This is a genomic window from Burkholderia sp. Bp9015 (assembly GCF_003853505.1).
Classification (GTDB): Bacteria; Pseudomonadota; Gammaproteobacteria; order Burkholderiales; family Burkholderiaceae; genus Burkholderia.
On record NZ_QTPZ01000090.1, the window covers coordinates 1 to 1039 of the forward strand.

1 protein-coding gene is annotated in these 1039 nt (G+C 66.7%); it reads left to right on the forward strand.

All coding sequences use genetic code 11. The features are described from left to right. Nucleotides 1-1039 (forward strand): porin (locus tag DIE12_RS37710; protein ID WP_260429089.1); only part of this gene is annotated, 1039 nt, incomplete at both ends.

The window sequence follows — 1039 nt, forward strand, 5'->3', positions numbered from 1 at the left end:
TCAAACATTTCGCATCGCTGATCGTGGCCGCCGCACCGGCGGCCGCGTTCGCGCAGACGAGCGTGACGCTGTACGGCCGGATCGACGGCGGCGTCGAATACCTGAACCACATCGCGACGCCCGGCGGCAGTTCGACGCGCTGGAGCGCGGAAGGCGGCGACTGGGGCACCAGCATGTTCGGCCTGAAGGGCGTCGAGGATCTCGGCGGCGGGATGTCGACGGTCTTCAACCTGGAAACCGCGTTCCAGGTGATGAACGGCACGACCGGCGGCGGACGCATGTGGTCGCGCCGCGCGTATGTCGGCCTGAAGAGCGACACGTGGGGCCAGCTGCAGGCCGGCCGCAACCTGTTCATCGACAGCGACGGCGTGTGGGAATTCGATCCGTTCGTGCAGCAGGCGTTTTCGTCCGCATCGCTCGTGCGCGGCCGCAACTGGCAGCAGAGCAGCAACAACATCGAATATCACAGCCCGGTGATCGGCGGCTTCGACGTGCAGGCGCAGTATGCGTTCGGCAACCAGTCGCGCGGCTTCAACTACGGCGCGGCCGACGACTTCGGCCGCTCGGACGGGATCATGATCTCGTATCACTCGCCGGTGCTCGACGTGCGCGGCCTCTACGACGAGCTGCGCGACAACAACGGCAAGTTCAGCAACATCTTCACCGCGTCGCGCGAGTATTTCGTCGGCGCGAACGTGAAGGTGTCGAAGTTCAAGATCCAGGGCGCGTATACGCACTACCAGGCGCCGGACAGCCCGGCGGGCGTCGCCGATCGCGCCGATCACTACTGGCTCGGCGCGACCTACACGGCCACGCCGCAGTGGGCGGTGACGGGCGGCGGGTATTACGTGAAGGTCGGCGATGGCGGCGGCGACGCGTCGCACGATCCGTCGGGCCACGCGATCATGTACGTGCTCGGCACGACGTACAACCTGTCGAAGCGCACGTTCCTGTACGGGACGGTCGCGTACGTGCGCAACGGCGGGAATTCGAACTTCTCGCTGCTCGCGTCGCCGCGCGACGCGACGTCGGGCACGAG